At 44.5% G+C, this 16,003-nt stretch carries 11 protein-coding genes; 7 read left to right on the top strand and 4 right to left on the bottom strand.

Translation table 11 applies throughout. From position 1 onward, the window contains the following. The first annotated feature begins 162 nt into the window (after window positions 1-162). The 5 genes from GX654_22305 (at window position 163) to GX654_22285 (ending at window position 9,656) form a co-directional block, all read left to right on the top strand. Window positions 163-1,752 (top strand): peptide chain release factor 3, encoded by a 1,590-nt coding sequence (locus GX654_22305; protein ID NLD39595.1) that lies wholly within the window; start codon window positions 163-165, stop codon window positions 1,750-1,752. A 127-nt stretch (window positions 1,753-1,879) separates the two neighbouring features. Beyond that, on the top strand, window positions 1,880-4,135 hold the full coding sequence (locus GX654_22300) for an RNA-binding transcriptional accessory protein (GenBank protein ID NLD39594.1): 2,256 nt from the start codon (window positions 1,880-1,882) through the stop codon (window positions 4,133-4,135). 538 nt (window positions 4,136-4,673) lie between these two features. After that, window positions 4,674-6,773 (top strand): TonB-dependent receptor, encoded by a 2,100-nt coding sequence (locus tag GX654_22295; protein ID NLD39593.1) that lies wholly within the window; start codon window positions 4,674-4,676, stop codon window positions 6,771-6,773. Between the two features lie 14 nt (window positions 6,774-6,787). Beyond that, entirely contained in the window at window positions 6,788-7,378 is a 591-nt protein-coding gene (locus GX654_22290; protein NLD39592.1) for a hypothetical protein, read from the top strand. Continuing rightward, window positions 7,368-9,656, top strand: coding sequence for a response regulator (locus tag GX654_22285; GenBank protein ID NLD39591.1), 2,289 nt, complete (start codon window positions 7,368-7,370; stop codon window positions 9,654-9,656). Before GX654_22290 ends, GX654_22285 begins: the two co-directional genes overlap by 11 nt. Here the strand turns inward: GX654_22285 and GX654_22280 are convergent. From GX654_22280 to GX654_22270, 3 genes are all read right to left on the bottom strand, one after another. Continuing rightward, window positions 9,653-10,381 (bottom strand): ribonuclease Z, encoded by a 729-nt coding sequence (locus GX654_22280; protein NLD39590.1) that lies wholly within the window; start codon window positions 10,379-10,381, stop codon window positions 9,653-9,655. The two genes, GX654_22285 and GX654_22280, sit on opposite strands and share 4 nt — an antisense overlap. Before the next feature lie 19 nt (window positions 10,382-10,400). Beyond that, window positions 10,401-11,030 (bottom strand): DUF4272 domain-containing protein, encoded by a 630-nt coding sequence (locus GX654_22275; protein ID NLD39589.1) that lies wholly within the window; start codon window positions 11,028-11,030, stop codon window positions 10,401-10,403. A gap of 192 nt (window positions 11,031-11,222) precedes the next feature. Next, window positions 11,223-12,149, bottom strand: coding sequence for a carbohydrate kinase family protein (locus tag GX654_22270; protein NLD39588.1), 927 nt, complete (start codon window positions 12,147-12,149; stop codon window positions 11,223-11,225). A 359-nt stretch (window positions 12,150-12,508) separates the two neighbouring features. On the opposite strand from GX654_22270, the gene GX654_22265 reads away from it, so the two are divergent. Continuing rightward, window positions 12,509-13,285, top strand: a complete 777-nt coding sequence (locus GX654_22265; GenBank protein NLD39587.1) for a thioredoxin domain-containing protein — start codon at window positions 12,509-12,511, stop codon at window positions 13,283-13,285. Between the two features lie 106 nt (window positions 13,286-13,391). Then, a complete protein-coding gene (locus tag GX654_22260) occupies window positions 13,392-13,535 on the top strand; it encodes a hypothetical protein (protein NLD39586.1) in 144 nt (47 codons plus the stop codon). A 234-nt stretch (window positions 13,536-13,769) separates the two neighbouring features. Here GX654_22260 and GX654_22255 read toward each other — a convergent pair whose 3' ends face one another. Next, window positions 13,770-15,866 carry a hypothetical protein gene (locus GX654_22255; GenBank protein ID NLD39585.1) on the bottom strand — a complete coding sequence of 699 codons (2,097 nt, stop codon included), beginning with the start codon at window positions 15,864-15,866 and terminating at the stop codon, window positions 13,770-13,772. Window positions 15,867-16,003 lie beyond the last annotated feature (137 nt).

The raw sequence follows: 16,003 nt of genomic DNA, 5'->3' as shown, positions 1-16,003 counted from the left end.
GAAAATGTTTCACACTCTCCCAAAATTATTACCCTGTTATATTTCCCAGGAACTAATCCTGCCATTGACCTTTTTATTAATATGAATATAATAGCCCGGCTTTTAAAAACCGGTGCCCTTTGGCCCCGGTTTTTTATATAATGAAATACAGAGGAATATCTATTGAATAAACAGCATATGAAAGAGGTTGACCGCAGGCGTAATTTCGGGATTATCAGCCACCCGGATGCCGGTAAAACCACATTGACTGAAAAGCTCCTTTTATTCGGGGGTGCAATACAACAGGCAGGTGCGGTCAAGGCCAGAAAGGCGGCGCGTCATGCCACGAGCGACTGGATGGCCATAGAACAGGAGAGAGGTATCTCTGTTACTGCATCCGCAATGAAGTTCAATTATATGGATTATGAGATCAACCTGCTCGATACACCCGGTCACCAGGACTTTTCTGAGGATACATACAGGGTGCTTACCGCTGTTGACAGCGCCATGATGGTGATAGACAGTGCAAAGGCGGTTGAGACACAGACCGAAAAGCTCATGGAGGTGTGCCGTATGCGCAATACCCCTATCATGACCTTTATAAACAAGCTGGACAGGGAGGGCATGTACCCCATTGATATAATGGCCGATATTGAAGAAAAGCTCCAGGTGGAGTGCACCCCGCTTTCATGGCCAATTGGCATGGGTAAATCATTCAGGGGTGTGTATAACCTCTATAAAAAGGAGCTTCATCTTTTTACACCGGGCGGTGTAACAAGACTCACAGATGGTATAACTATAAAGGATCTTGGTGATAAGAGGCTTGATGACCTGCTTGGCAGCCAGGCAAGAGAGCTCAGGGCGGATGTGGAGCTATTAGAGGGTGCAGCCAATCCATTTGAGCTTGAACATTACCTTACAGGTTCTCAGACACCTGTCTTTTTCGGGAGTGCTATCAATAATTTTGGTGTAAGGGAACTGCTTAATGCCTTTATAGAGATGGCGCCTGCCCCATATCCACGCATGACCACCACAAGGGAGGTCTCGCCATATGAAGAGGAGTTCTCCGGGTTTGTTTTCAAGATACAGGCAAACATGGACCCTGCACACCGTGACAGGATAGCCTTTTTAAGGATATGCTCAGGCAGATTTACAAAGGGGATGAAGGTTATGCACCACAGGATAGGACGTGAGATATCCCTTGGAAATGCCACAGTACTCATGGCCCAGGACAGGGAAAATGTAGAGGAGGCATATCCGGGAGACATCATAGGCATACACAACCACGGCACCATAAAGATCGGAGACACCTTCACTGAAAAGGAACCCCTCAGGTTTAAAGGCATACCGAGTTTTGCGCCACAGCATTTTAAACTAATCAGGATCAAGAATCCGCTTAAGACAAAACAGCTTGCTAAAGGGTTGCTTCAACTTGCAGAGGAGGGTGCAATCCAGGTCTTCAGGCCGATAAACAGCAGTGAGTATATATTAGGCGCTGTTGGTGTGCTCCAGTTTGAGGTGACTGCCTCAAGGTTATTAACCGAGTATGGAGCAGAGACAGTATTTGAACCATCCAGATATATTACCGCAAGATGGGTCAGCGCTGAAGACCCTAAGATCATGAAGGAGTTTGAACAGGCAAACGCGCGTAACCTTGCATTTAATGCAGAGGGTCAGCTTACATACCTTGCCCAGAGCGAGTGGCACCTTGAAAGGGCAATGAAGGAGCACCCGAAGATAATCTTTAAAAAGACAATTGAATATGATTCTTAAATAGTCCCATCCGGAAAGAAACAAATTCCGGATGGAGCTTTCAGCTGTCAGCTATCAGCTGTCAGCCAATTCTTAATCTTAATTTTGCTGAATGTGATAAATATAGTTCTTATTAAAAGGGGAATGAATGAGTATTGAACATGAGTTGAAGATTGCGGAGGAACTTGGTCTTAAACAAATACAGGTAGATGCGGTTGCAAGGCTCCTTGAGGATGGGGCCACTGTGCCCTTTATTGCCAGGTACAGGAAGGAGGCAACAGGCACACTTGATGAAGTGGCGATTATTAATATCAGGGACAGGCTTGAACAGCTTAAGGAGCTTGATAAACGCAGGGAGAGCATACTTGAATCATTAAAGGAGCGGGAGCTTTTAACTGAAGAACTCAATAATAAAATAATAAATGCCCAGACCATGTCTGAGCTTGAGGATATATATCTGCCATTCAGGCCAAAGAAGAGGACAAGGGCGATAATAGCCAAGGAAAAGGGGCTTGAACCACTTGCTGATATTATCTGGGCGCAGCTTGCTGAAACAGACCCCATAGCCGAGGCCGCAAAATTTATTGATGCTGAAAAGGGCGTAGGGTCAGCAGACGATGCCCTTAGCGGTGCAAGGGATATTATCGCTGAAAAGATAAACGAGGATCAGGCAGCAAGGGAGGCCATGAGGGGTTTCTTTATGGAAAAGAGCATGTTCCAGACCTCTCTTATAAAGGGAAAGGAGACAGAGGGGGCCAAGTTCAAGGACTACTTTGAATGGTCTGAGCCTGTAACAAGCGCACCATCCCACAGGGTGCTGGCCATGAGGCGTGGTGAAAAGGAGGGCTTTATCACCATGAAGGTTACCCCTCCACAGGATGATGCCGTTAAAATTCTTGAGAGGCTTTTTGTTAAGGGTGAATCCCCTGCATCAGCACAGGTGCTTGAGGCGGTTAATGACTGTTACAAGCGGTTACTTTCCATGTCCATGGAGACGGAGGTAAGGCTTGAGACCAAGAAGAGGGCGGATGATACGGCCATATCTGTTTTTTCAAACAACCTCAGGGAACTCTTGCTTGCGCCTTTTCTGGGTCAGAAGAGGGTAATGGCCATAGACCCCGGCATAAGGACAGGGTGCAAGGTGGTCTGCCTTGATGCACAGGGAAAGCTCCTTTACCAGGAGACCATTTACCCATCCGGTTCTGCTGAGGCCATAAGGAGCGCAGAAAATACAATCAGGGTGCTCTGTGTAAAATATAATGTTGAGGCCATCGCTATTGGTAATGGCACGGCAGGGAGAGAGACTGAGACATTTGTAAGGGGCTTAGGTCTTCCGGGAGATATCATAATCTCTATGGTTAATGAGAGCGGTGCATCAGTCTATTCTGCATCAGATGTTGCAAGGCAGGAGTTCCCTGACCTTGATATATCATACAGGGGGGCCGTATCAATAGGCCGAAGGCTCATGGACCCCCTTGCCGAGCTTGTAAAAATCGATCCAAAGTCAATAGGTGTAGGGCAGTACCAGCATGATGTAAACCAGCAGTCACTCAAGGAGGGGCTTGATGATGTGGTGATAAGCTGTGTTAACAGGGTTGGTGTTGAGGTGAATACAGCAAGCGAGCAGCTTCTTGCATATGTATCAGGACTTGGGCCACAGCTTGCCAAAAATATTATAAAATACAGGAATGAAAACGGGGCGCTTTCAAGCCGTGAGGCGCTGAAAAATATACCAAGATTAGGGCCAAAGGCATTTGAACAGGCAGCGGGTTTCTTAAGGATAAGGGGCGCCGCTAACCCCCTTGATTCAAGCGCGGTGCACCCGGAGACATACCATATTGTTGAAAAGATGGCTGTTGACATGGACTGCTCTATTAATGAACTCATGGGTAAGGAGGATATAAGAAAGAGGATAGACCTTGCCAGGTATGTTACCGATACCATCGGTATGCCGACACTCACGGATATCATGGACGAGCTTAAAAAACCTGGCCGTGATCCCAGAAAACAGTTTGAGCAGTTCAAGTTTACAGACGGCGTTGAAAAGATAGAGGATGTAAAACCCGGCATGAGGCTCCCCGGGGTCATCACTAATGTAACCGCCTTTGGCGCATTTGTTGATATAGGTGTTCACCAGGATGGTCTTGTCCATGTGAGTCACCTTGCTGACCATTTTGTAAAGGACCCTCATAGCGTTGCAAAGGTAAACCAGAAGGTAAAGGTGACTGTGCTGGAGGTTGATCTTGCGCGTAACAGGATATCCCTTTCCATGAAGGAAAACCCGGAGCCTGCGGCTGAGTCTGCTCCAGCGCCAAAAAGAACAGCGCCAAACGTGAATTTCAGAAGACCCCCTGAAAAGAGAAAGCCAGAGCCATTTAATAACCCATTCAGAAAACTGCTTTAATATAAAGTCTTATCCTGATAAATAAAAACATCAGGATAAGACAACGCTGTAAAAAGGTGAGTTATCACGCAAAACCGCAAAGAACACCAAGAAAAACAGTTTTAATTTAAGTAGTGTCCATCCAGAAAGAGGCAAATTCTGGAAGGGGCTTTCAGCTGTCAGCTAACTCTCTGATTTGAAAGTTTTTTGCTGAAAGCTGAACGCTGATGGCTGACCGCTTGAATACAAAAAAAAAGTTTTTGGATGGACACTAAGTAGTTACCTTTGTGTCTTTGTGTGAGATTAAGCTTTTTTAAGAAACCATCAGGGTCAGCCTTTTTCTTCATATTTGAATATTCTAAATTTATATGGTATTAACCTCTAAATATTCTTATGAAAATTGATTTTAAGGCCGATTAGATATTATAATTTTTCAGATTGTATTCCGTATTTTAACAAAGTTAAACTCTGCCATGGTATTTAAAGGGCAGAATATTTAGCTTTTACAGCATATCCTGATTTATTTAGCACTTAAGTCAGGCAGTAGGGAGGAATTATCATGAAAAAAATTGCATGCAGCCCTCTTGCGGCCTTATTAATTCTGATCCTGGTTCTTCTTATTTCACCCATCTTATCAGCGACATCAGAGCAGGTCATCCCAAAAGAAGAGAGCAGTCAGCCCCAGTCAGATGAGGATGAAGAGGAGTTCACCCGCCTTATACAGTTTATTGACAAATATACTGAGATAGCTACTAAAACCAAGCTCAACGTGGATTTTGTGCCGGGCATGGTAACAGTCTTGAGAGGTGAAGACCTGAAGGTGCGCGGCATCCATAATGTATGGGAGGCAATGAGCTTTGTCCCCGGCATGGATATCAGCATAAACAATATGGGTTTGAGAGATGTCCTTGTAAGGGGCATAGGAAATACCATTTCATCGGGCAACCTGAAGATCCAGCTCAATGGCATATCCATGAATTCAGCCCTGTGGGGCAAGGCATACCCTGCGCTTGATATACCCGTGGAGCAGATCGACAGGATCGAGATAATCAGGGGGCCTGGATCTGCTGTTCACGGTGAATTTGCAAGCACCGGCGTTGTCAACATCATTACACTCAATAAAGGCCGACAGGTGACCGGCGGGGTTGGCCGTTATGACTCATATCACGGGAGCGCATTATATTCATATTCCAATGAGGCACGCGCAATAGACTTCAGCCTTAATCTTGCTGCCTTTGATACAGATGGCGCAGATGTTATCTCAGGTACTGATCAATTGTATGGAATGGGCATGGGGGATATCTCCAATGCACCGGGGCCTGTTAATGAAGTAAGGGATGTGAGCAATGCGATTATGGGGTTTTCCTTTAAGGGCCTGAATCTTACCGGATATTATCTGAATGAGGGCCAGGGGGATTATTACGGGTTTCTGGGATCTCTACCACCTCCTCACAGCAGCACTGCCTTCAGGTTCAAGAACTATGGAGGACAGATAAAACAGGAAATTTATATGATAGAAAATCTCCTGTTTGAGTATAACCTGGGGTTTTTCCACCATAGATTCAGCTCAGCCCTTACATTTCAGCAGCCTCCAGGTTTTATCGGCATCTATACAGAGGGGATGGCGGCAGCCCCATTTTATATGGAAGATAGAATTGATGCAGGGGTTGATTTCACCTATGCAGGTTGGAAGAAGCATACTGTAAAATTTGGCGCAGCCTTTGCAAATACTGAAATAGACAGCGCCTGGCATGATACAAATTACATACCCTCAACAGGCGCGCCAATCAGCCCTGTTTCAAGATTCACAGGCACTGAAAACTGGATCGAGGAGGGGATGGACAGGACCCTCATCAATATTACCCTTCAGGATGAATATAAGATTAATGATATGGTTTCCATCACTGGCGGGCTCAGGTATGATCATTATGATGATGTGGGTTCAGAACTCTCTCCAAGAATCGCAGCGGTCTGGAGGGTAACACAAAACCATATTATAAAGACCCAGTATGCAAGGGCATTTTGCCCCCCGACCTTTAACCAGCTCTATTCAAAGAATAACCCATATCTGGTGGGTAATCCCGCAATTGATCCGGAAACGATCGATACTATGGAACTTAGCTACCTCTATCGTGATGAACTTACGATGGGGAGATTAACCTATTTTTATTCGGAGCTTGATAAACTGATTAGCGCAGGCGGGGGCACATATTCAAATACCGGCTCGACTAAAATTTCAGGGGCTGAACTGGAGGTTGAGTATAAATTTCTTGAAAGATTCAAGCTTGACAGCAATATCTCCTATTCACATTCAAATAACAGTATCACAGGGGGCTCTATCCCTGAGGTGGCTGAATGGCTTGGGGATCTGGGCGTCATATTTGAACCCGGCAGGGACATGGCCTTTAACCTTCAATACAGCTATGTTGGCAAACGAAACAGGGCAGTAACTGATACAAGGGCAAAATTAAAGGGGTATCACACTGTTGACGCTACTGTAAGCCTGTACAACCTTTTAACACCGGGATTGACCTTAAGGTGCGGGATGAAAAATATCCTTAATGAAGATGTGTATTATGCAGCCCCGGAATATCTGTACTTTAATGACTATCCAAGACCGGGAAGAGAGTGGTGGACAAAGATAACATATGAATTCTAATTGCTGTTATATTCATGAAGATACTTTTTAACATAAAGAATGCCAGATATCTGGCCTGGAATTTCCTCCTTATCAGCCTTGCCCTGATAGTTATTACGGGCGAAAGGGCATATTCAGTAGAGAGGGATGAATTAGGGGTGAGGGCAGGCATTGACCTTTTCCCAAGCCTGATAGCTGCTGACCTTGACATTGTAAAAAAGAGAGGCAGTGACGGAACTATTACCCTGCTTCTTGTTTATACTGACAAAAGGTCTCAGGCCATTTCCATGTCGCAGAGACTGGGCGAACTTAAAACAATCTGCAATATACCAGTCCGTGTTGAGATATCGAATGACCTTACTATGAGGGCATATGCGGATAATCCTCCTGCCGGCATCTTTTTAATGCAGCCCCTTGATGAAAAACTGCTTGAGATAATCAGATTTTCAGTAAACAAGGGAGTTATTCTCTTTTCACCTTTTCAGGGGGATGTTGAAAAGGGTGTTCTGGGAGGGCTGCACATAAGTGACAGGGTTCTGCCCTATATTAATAAATCAACCATGAAGTCGGCAGGAATAAACATAAAAGAATTCTATATGAGGGTATCGGTTATCTATGGGCAATAAGTTTTCTGAATATGCGTCCTCCCTGAAGGGCCGGATCACACTTATGTTTGTGGTGCTGGCATTTGTGATTGAGATATCCATTGCACTTTACTGGCTCTATTTTATGATGCCTCATATAGAGAGTGATATAGAGTCAAATATCAAGGCACTTGCACAGACCCAGAGCAACGCTATTGCAAACTCTCTCTCAGATGGAGAAATAAACAAGGAAAAGATCATCAGCACTATAGATGATCTATTTCTGCTCAGGGATTCTGTTACAGGCACACCTTTTGTTTCAGGCATTGAGCTTATAATGGATTATGATGTCTTAAAAGATGTGCAAGAGGGTTCGCTTGATATAAGCAGATGGCAGGATGTTGAGACTAAAAACACAGATGATGATTATTACAATGTTGAGATACCCCTTTTTTCTCTTAACACAAAAGAGCTGCTTGGCATTGCCCGTTTTCATTGCAGTAAATATTCATTCAGGCATTTTGAGAAAAGTGTAAAAAAGAGTTTTATAGCTGCCACCTGCGGGACAATAGTGCTTCTTTTTGCATCATGGATGATCCTTCTGTACCTGCTTAAACCACTTCAGTTTCTGGCTGAATCACTGGCAGCGGGCAATATCAGGGAGATAGAGCCTGTCTCATCCCGCTGCAGGGTCGTAAGCAGTGAGATACGTCTTGTTGATATGAAACTTGCAGAACTTTTAGGAAAGGTCAATGAGTATACAGGTGAACTGGAGGCGCTTAATCGTACCTTATGGGACAGCGAAGAAAAATATCGTCAGTTTTTGCAGAACTTTGTAGGCATTGCCTATCAGGCAGATCAGGAGAGTCTTAAATTTATGATGATTCACGGTTATGTGAAGGATATATCCGGTTATGATGATTGGGAAATTCTTGAAAAGAAGCTGACATTAAGAGAGTTGATTCATCCTGAAGATATCAAGAAAGTCATGGCTGATATTGATAATCTAAAGGAGGGCACTGTACAGGTTATAGATAATGAATACAGGATAAGCCGCAAAGATGGCAAGGTAAAGTGGGTAAGGGATATTTGCCGGATAAACCCCGGAGAGGGAAAGAAGAGCTTTATTCAGGGCGCTTTTTATGACATCACCGAAAGCAAGAACCTTGAATCTAGGCTATATCAGGCGCAGAAGATGGAATCAATCGGCACGCTGGCCGGAGGCATTGCGCATGATTTTAACAATATCCTTGGCATTATCCTTGGCAATGCGGAGCTTACCCAGATCACCATATCAGAAGGGGGGCCTGTCGGAGAGTTTATTGATGAGATAAAGACCGCATGTCTCAGGGCAAAAAAGATGGTTGAGCAGATACTTGTCTTCAGCCGTAAAAGCGATCAGGAGTTTAGCCCCATAAGCATAAACAGGGTAATAAGGGAATCTATAAATCTGATCAGGGCCACAATACCTTCAACAATATCAATATCCGTAAATATCCCTGAGTCTGATGACAATATAATAGGCGACTCAACCCAGATAAGCCAGGTGATGCTTAACCTTTGCGCAAACTCCGCACATGCCATGCGTGAAACCGGAGGAGCACTCGATATTTCAGTCATAAGATTCGGCGCCAGGGACAGGGAAAGGATAAAATATTATGACCTTCCCAATGGTGAGTACGCAGAGCTGATAGTGAAGGATACAGGGCATGGCATTCTGCCTGATATTATGGAGCGCATATTTGACCCCTATTTTACAACAAAAGGGGTGGGAGAGGGCAGTGGTATGGGGCTTGCTGTTGTGCATGGTATAGTGACAGTCCATAATGGAAAGATCCGCGTTGAAAGCATCCCAGGTAAAGGCACAACAATAAGGGTAGTTTTCCCGGTTGTTAATGAGCAGCCTGAAAAGGAAAATGAATCATCAGGCACACTTTTTGGTGGAAGTGAAAGTATACTCATTATAGATGATGAAAAGAGTATCGTAACATTGCTCACCTACCTCTTTGAAAGGCTTGGATATAGAGTAACATCAGGGACAGACCCCGTCGAGACCTGCAAAGTATTTGAGAATGATCCAAATAGGTTTGACCTTATTATTACAGACATGACCATGCCCAAAATGACAGGGTTTGACCTTACCAGAAGGGTAAAGGCATTAAGGGCCGATATCCCAGTTATACTCTGCACCGGTTACAGTGATCTTATTGATGAACAGAGGGCGGCTGAAGCAGGCATTGCAAAATATATAATGAAGCCACTTGCTTTATATAACGTGGCGGAAACAGTGCGTCGGGTGCTGGATAACAGGGTGACTTAGATAATTAACTCATCTCCAGGCTTAAGGTACCTTATCTTCTTGTTTGATGATACCTTGCTGAATTTGAGGTGCGTGCCGTAAAAAATAACCTCTCTGTTTTTTAAGTAAGGGAGTGCATGTTCTACAAGGTCATCCTCAGATATATGCACCTTTACAGTGTCGGATTTTTCGCCATTCAGGTCTATCAGAATGGTGTCCACATCATCCATGTATCTAAGCAGGCTCATATCCCAGTATGAGTCAGCTATATACAGAAGCCTTTTTCCTTCTGAATCCAGATTGAAACCGTACGTCTCTTCAGAATGAAACATCCTTATGGGAATGAGTCTGTATTTTGAACAGGCTGTTACCTCTTTACCCTCTTTGACCTCATGGCACCTGACATATGTGTTTACCCAGTTTAGCATCCTGCTTTCAGGCCCGAAGGCAAGAGCACACAAATCTAATACCCTTTGCCTAATATCTTCAGATCCATAAACATCTATTGTATTTGTATACCCGTCAAAAAAATTTTTTAAAAGAAGGAATGGAAGCCCGAAACAGTGGTCTGCATGGAAATGAGATATATATATTGTCGATATATCCCTTCTCTCTATACCCTCCCTGTAAAGGCTGTTCATGATATCGGGCGGGGTTTCAACAAGAAGGGTATTATCAACAATGAATGAGTTATATGGGAGCCCGTCATTTATTGCCCCTCCTGTTCCGAGCATTTTTATTCTCATGATATCTCTCTATCGATATTTATGACTCTGTGATGTCCATTTTCACATCATCCCATGGGTCATCACTTGTAAGCCACCTGAAGGCGTGATAACGGTTTGCCAGCACCCCGTAGATAAGGTCATCAGGTGCCTCGCCTTTATCGGCTGCCTTATTGTAGTTCAGGTACAGCCTGCTGATTCGGTCATTTTCCGCATTTATCTCCGGGGCAGGCCGGAATTCTGCGGTGGAGATGAACTGGTCTATATTGCCGCCGAGGGTAGGCATAATCTCATCAACCAGCCTGATACTGTTACATGTTTTTGTCGGAAGGCCGAGGGCTTCAACCTTATTGATAGTCCATAACAGCGCCCATTGCGCCTCCTGAAGCCACTGTGAAGCGGACCTGTCCTCTCTGAAGACCCTTGGGGAGAGAAGCACTGTCTGCTCATGTGGTGATGCATGCTCCCACAGGTTCTGATCCTGCAACCATGAAGTAATAGTCCTTCTGTCTATGCCTGAGCCGGCTGCCACAATTGAATGAAGCAACAGGATTCGAATGGCGACCTCCCCTGCAGTTCTCCAGTAGCTCTCATTGATATCTTCCGAGGGGGGTAAGATATCCTGTGTATTGATTCCAATTGCCTCTGCCCATTCCTTAGTCTGTGTCATTTTTCCTTTCTCCAGATTTGCTGTTATATACTGTTATCTAGTGTCCATCCAAAAACTATCGTTTTTGTATTCAAGCGGTCAGCCATCAGCGTTCAGCTTTCACCAAAAGACTTTCAAATCAGAGAGTTAGCTGACAGCTGATCGCTGACAGCTGAAAGCCCCATCCAGAATTTGCCTCTTTCTGGATGGACACTATCTAGTAACCTCATCCAGTCTTTTTTGAAATTCATCCTTGGTAAAAGTATATTCCTGTGTCCCATAACATTCAACTGCAAAGGAGGCGCATACGCTGCCAAGTATAGCGCTCTCTCTAAGCCCCATTCCCCTTACAATTCCGCTTATAAGCCCGCCCCTGTAAGCATCGCCTGCGCCAGTCGGGTCAAGCACACGAATTGCACGCACAGCAGGTATCTCTATTTTACTATCCTGTGTGAAGATTACTGAGCCTTCTTCTCCCTTTGTAACAATTATGGTCTCAGCCCGTTTAAGAAGGGCATCTCTATTAAGCCCGGTAATATTCATGATCATGTCAAGTTCATATTCATTGCAAATAAGTATCATAGCCCCATCAATGGATTTTTCAAGTGCCTCAGGGGGTATAACCGGTATCTGCTGACCCGGGTCAAAGATATACCTTATCCCCTTCTCCTTGCAATGGTTCGGATAGTTGACCATGTCATCCAGATTACCCGGTGATATTATAATGATGGTATTTTTAGGGTCAAGGCTGTTAAAATCAAGGCATGATGAATTGCCCATTGCGCCGATGTTAAATACGGTTATCTGGTTGCCTGTTTTATCGGTGGTAATGAATGCCCCTGCTGTGAAATCCTTATCAATAATTTTGATCATGCCTGTAGAGATATTGTTTTTTCTGAGCCAGTCAATGTATTTTGCATGATCCTGACCAATGGCGGCAGAGATCTCAGGCGCTTCACCCATGAGCCTGAGGGCATAGGCAATATTGCCTGCTGTGCCGCCAAACCTCTCCTTCATGCCGTTAACAGTGAAGCATACATTAAGGTTATCTATCTTTTCGGGTAATATACATTCGGAGAATCCTGCCGGAAACTCCATTATTCTGTCATAAGCCATAGAACCGGAAATAATTGTTTTCATAACAATAATACCTTTCAAATTAATATGTTAGGGAATATGAAAAATCTATAGGTAATCTTTTTTTTTGTCAACCATTTCTAACGTCACAAAATTTTGGATAGATTATTGACAAAGGGAATCACTGGTAATACTAAATATGTCAATCCAAAAACTGTCGTTTTTGGATTCAAGCGGTCAGCCATCAGCATTCAGCTTTCAGCAAAAGACTTTCAAATCAAAGATTTAGCTGACATCTGATCGCTGACAGATGAAAGCCCCATCCAGAATTTGTCTCTTTCTGGATGGACACTAAATAGCATACATCCAGAAAGTTGTTTTTATGGATGAAGCTTTTTTATTGAGAATAAGGAGATCAAAAAATGCATATAAGGCTTGTCATAACAGCCGCTCTAATCTTTTTAATGGTATCAGATGTTGCCTCTCCTGTATTTGCTGCGGAGCAGGCGACTGAAAAGAAAAAAAATGGAATGGAATCAAGCTCTGTACAGGAGGCCATAAACAAAGACAAAGAGATGATCAATATGATCATGCAACAGAATCAGCCTCCAAGGCAGCCGGACCCTATTGTAAAGGATGTTGAGTTTGATATTGCAGGTAATCAGGTCATGGGGAGTAATAAAGCCCGGCTTATAATTGTGCAATTCTCAGACTATTCATGCAGCCATTGTTCATTTCATACAAGAGAGACCCTGCCTGATATACAGAAGCACTTTATTGATACCGGGAAACTTCGCTATGTGGTTATAGATTATCCTTTGCTGTCAGACCTCCCTTCTGTGACAGCATCTGAGGCGGCACACTGTGCATCTGATCAGGGTAAATTCTGGGAGATGCATGAAGAGCTCATGTTTAATCAGACCAAAATGGCAGACATAAAAGGTATTGCATCCTCTATTAATCTTGACATGCCTGATTTCAGGGTCTGCATGGAGATAAAAAAACATGCTGATACAGTCACTAAAAATGTAGCCCTTGCTGATAAGCTTCGCATACCGAGTGTGCCGGGGTTTATACTTGGGAAAGTCGATCCGGAAAATCCCGAAAAGGTGAAGGGGGCAACCTATATCCGCGGCGCAAAACCATTTGCCATATTCCAGGATGCAATAGAAAAGACGCTTGCAGAGATTGAAAGATAATGATTTTAAATTTAAGATTTTGATAACAATAGTCTTTTTATAGTCATTCCCTGGAAGGCGGGAATCCAGTTGCTTTTTAGTGCTTTGCAATTCGGATAATACAGCGGTGCAGGAAATAGATATAAACCATATTGATGTTACAGGGCTTGAACCTGGTAAACCTTATTATTTTGTTGTTCAGTCAAAAACAGGATCTCATGAAAACAATAAGAATACTGTATTAAAAGTGGAAACGGACATAAAAAATTAAATATCTCCTGAGATGTAATAAAACCAGGACTTTTTTATAGTTGGCGCACATCAATTTACCAACTTAAAAGTAATTTAACATTTTGAAGTGCGCCACCTGTTCCACATTTACATGCCGAACGTTTTTTCCAACGAAGAACATTGGAACTAGAGGAATATTGGATCGTGAATCTTTAGTCTTGAATTTATACCTCCTACCAGCCTTAAGCATACAGTCTATCCCCTGGCTTTATGCTTAAACAAGTTTTTTAGAAAGCAGATCAGCAGCATATTTCAGACCAAGCTTTTCCAGGGTTTTCCTCTTCGGATATCCCGAATCCTTGTCCCAGCCTTCTATCTCATAGAAATAGCTCTTCCACTTTTCCACACCCTCTTCAGTCAGGTAAAGCTCCTTGCAGTCCTTCCATTCCCAGTTTTTTCCATCGTATATTGGCTTCGTGTTGTAAAATCCGCAATAGGACGCCCCGGGTCTGTACATGTAACCGTTAAATTTTTCCATCTTTCTGTGCCTGCCCTGAAGGGCAAAGATTGCACGTTTCAGATTCCAGGCGCGTCTTCCCATTTCAAGCCCATCCTCAAAGGTGTGTTTTCTTCCGGTGATTGCGTTTAGCCAGCGAGGTTCAGCCTCAGGGGTATAGCCATAGCCTTTCGGGTGGTTTGCATCAAAGAGCTTTGTATAACCCCAGTCACAGAATCCGACAGATTCCTTGTAATAGGTCCAGTAATGCATGCGCCATGCGACAAATTCCGCCTTGTGCCTTGAAAAGACACCGGTATCATGTGCCTGTTTACCCTCCCAGCTGAAATCAAACCAGTAGGGGTTGTTGCGCGTGGTTCGCTCTGCATGGATCTTTACAAACTCCTCGCATGACCATTTGCTGTTGCCGCCGCCCCCAAAACCCATCAGACCTACAGCAGGGTTTGCCAGGTCTATATCATGGCTGTTGATGTCCCTTGAATCCATCAGGTTACCATAGGCCCAGTCTACTCCGGGCATGGACCAGTGATCCACATAACCCCAGTTGGTAAGTCTGGCAAGTGTATTAAAATCATCCTTTCGTCCAAGTATATCCGCCATGCGCGCGGTTCCCTCGGCCAACAGGTCACCTATTCCATAACGGTTTGCCAGGGCAATGCCGTAGATCTCCATGAACTCCTGAGTGGCAAACTTTTTAAAATTCAGAGGGGCAGTATCATATTTTGTGCCTGGGCCTATAACACCCATGTCATACATCCTCTTCATGTACCAGCCAAGGGCCGTATAGGCGGGCACCTCCGGCTGAATTGGAAAATCGGGATTATGATCAGTTTTAAATGTCAGGGGGCCCATGAAACAGGTTTCCATGCCGTTTATACCAAGCTGCTGGACTATGTCAGTGCCTTTAGCGTTTATCCTGAACTTTGTTGCATCGTCCATCCCATTTGCATCCTGGGGTGTAAGGTAGAACCATCCTGCCTCAGCGCAACCATCCGAATCCTTGCCATGAATCCTGTCCCGGTTATGACACTTTCTTACCTGTCCGCAGCCAATACACGCTGATGATACACCCTGCCCTGCAAAAGGGGGTGCCCCTGCCGGCCAATTCTGGTAATACCAGTCTCTTACATCCAGCAATACTTTTGGATCAGCTATCTTTATCCCCTTTGTTCCAAGAAAGGCGATTGCCTTGAGATTTTTGGAGCCAAATACCCCGCCGAAACCTCCCTGCCCTGCACCGCTTCCGCCTCCGTGGACAAGTGATGCTACCCTGGTCATGTTTTCGCCAGCAGGGCCTATGGTTACTATAGCAGGTCTCTGTAGTGTATACCTCTCTTCAACCCCCTGCCACTCCTTACCATACCTGATGCCGGATCTCTTCCATATCTCCTCCTGGCACTCCCATGTGGTTAAACCCCAGAGCTCTTTAGCATCTTCAATGGTGACCCTGTCATCTACCACATTGATATAGACAGGGGATTCTGCCCTGCCAATGACCGCAACACCATCCCAGCCGGCCATTTTCATAAAGGCCCCGAACATGCCGCCGAAATTGCTATGACCGAACCACTGTATGGGATAACACTGCGGTGACAACCCTGAAACACTTGTCCTTGCTGCCCACGGCACTCCTGTCCCGCTTACCGGGCCGGTTACAAGGGCAACCATGTTTTTCGGGTGAAAGGCATCCTGCAGATCCCAGTCTCCGGGCGCCACACAATAATCCCAGAAAAGTGCAGTGGCCATTCCATGCCCGCCGCCGAACTGCTCATATTTTTCTGTGTCCAGTGCAGTTATCTGTTTATTGGTAAGATTAACTAAGAGTAACTTTCCTCCAAACCCTGGTGTCGCCATAATAGTTCTCCTTATATTTAATCATCATTAGCCTTGGCCTTTGGAGCCCCAAAAAATTTCCGGCATGGCTCTTCCGGGCGGTGAAGGTATACATCATACCCGTTTTCATCTTTTTAATACACAAATGCATGAACCAT

The sequence above is a fragment of the Desulfatiglans sp. genome, assembly GCA_012513605.1.
Classification (GTDB): Bacteria; Desulfobacterota; DSM-4660; order Desulfatiglandales; family HGW-15; genus JAAZBV01.
This window is presented reverse-complemented; position numbering and strand designations above follow the sequence as displayed.